The 1,698-nt window shown below is 52.4% G+C and carries 1 protein-coding gene and 1 pseudogene; both read left to right on the forward strand.

The genetic code is table 11. The features are described 5' to 3' along the window. On the forward strand, positions 1 to 929 hold a 929-nt coding region (locus tag AUR66_RS21370), incomplete at its 5' end, for a PKD domain-containing protein (protein WP_231727923.1). Positions 930 to 1,128: 199 nt separating this feature from the next. Beyond that, positions 1,129 to 1,698 (forward strand): annotated as a pseudogene (locus AUR66_RS15400) (hypothetical protein); the annotation flags it as partial.

Genomic DNA, 1,698 nt, shown 5'->3' on the forward strand with positions numbered 1-1,698 from the left:
TTCCTTCCGACTCACTCGTGACAGGTCGTCCATTGGCGCTCACCGTCAATGCGAACCGGACGGTCCCTGAAAGCGATGAGGCAGATAACCGTATCTCACGACGGGTGTTCCAACCAGATGTCGGGCTCCGAGAAGGACAAGTCAACTACTATCGGTCAAATGGAACCCTGACTGCAGCCGTGGTCATCAGTAATGAAGGCCTCAGTGCTGGAAACGGGACACTCACTGTGACGGCTGCCGATAGTTCGACACCAATTGCTCAACGGAATATCTCCATCGGTTCGTCGAATCGAACGACGCGTCCAGCGTTCTCTCTAGTTGAGTTATCACTTCCCGGTGTTACTCCAGGTGAATCCCTTGAGTTTGCCGCAGATGTGGACGCTGATGCGGTTCCGGGAGATACAGTCGTCGTGGACGTTGTTGAGCTGAACACAACGCTCAGAGCTCCAACTGCATCGGTTTCGCTGGATCAAACCACTGTCTCCGTGAACGAGACACTCGAAGCTACCGCGACGACGTCGGACGGCGATGGGACTATCTCCTCACTTCGGTGGGCGATTGACGGCGAGACAGTCGAGACAAATCAGACGTCGTACTCGTGGGTGCCAGAATCCACTGGGGAATATACGCTGACGCTCACTGTGGTTGATGATGATGGCCTTACAACCATTGCGAAACAAGTGTTCTTGGTGGAGACTGCAGCCACTGGAAAAACCGGAGTAAATCACTCAGCAGATCTAGATGGCGATGGACTTCACGAAGACGTCAACGGTGATGGCGTTGCAACCATCTCCGACGTCCAAGCACTGTTTGCGAACCGAAACAACGCAACGGTGCAAGATAGCGTTAACAAATTCGACTTCACTGGCAATAACAACGTCAATATCGTTGACGTCCAGCGACTCTTCGTGAACGTGACGTCGTCCTAACGACGTGACTCCACGGATTCACCGATGTGAGAACTGTGGGTCTTCTCAGGCCTTGTCTAGTTGATTCCCACTTCGTATTTTGAACGCAACCGAGTTGATTCGAATCGACAGCCAACAGAAAGGTAATTAACATAGAACCGACGAGTAGTGACAGATCGGTTATCAGAGTGGGTAGCTATCAGCTCACAATCGATACACAATGAAAGGAAGTTCAAACCACACGGACACACAAATCTGGGCACTGATATTTTCGACGTTACTCGTAGTCTCCACCGTTGGAGTCGGTGTTCCGGGAGTAGCGACAGCAGTATCGACCACTGACCCAACTGTAACAATTGAAAATTCGTCGGTTACGCTGGGAAACGAAACGACCGTCGATATCGTCCTTTCGAGCGCACCTGCGGGCGTCTCTGAATTCAATATAACCGTTCGTTCTACAGCAGACACGACGGTAGACATCAGCCACGTTGACTCGGGTGATCAGTTCGGGACGTCGAGTATCTCGTATGAGTACACTGACGATGGCGAGCACTACCAGTTGACTGCGGTCGATTCAAACAACGCGATCGATCCAGGCGCGACGAACGTAACGCTTGCGACCGTTACCATCGAGGGCGATGCACCAGGAGCGTCAGACATCATTCTCGAGTCGAGCACGATAACAAACAATAGTGGAGAGCCAATTGCTCACTCTGTTACCAGCGGGCACATCACCGTCAATGGCGACGTCGATGACGCCATCGCGTTCGAGGAGGCAACGGGCTCGTAT

The sequence above is a fragment of the Haloferax profundi genome, assembly GCF_001469865.1.
GTDB lineage: Archaea > Halobacteriota > Halobacteria > Halobacteriales > Haloferacaceae > Haloferax > Haloferax profundi.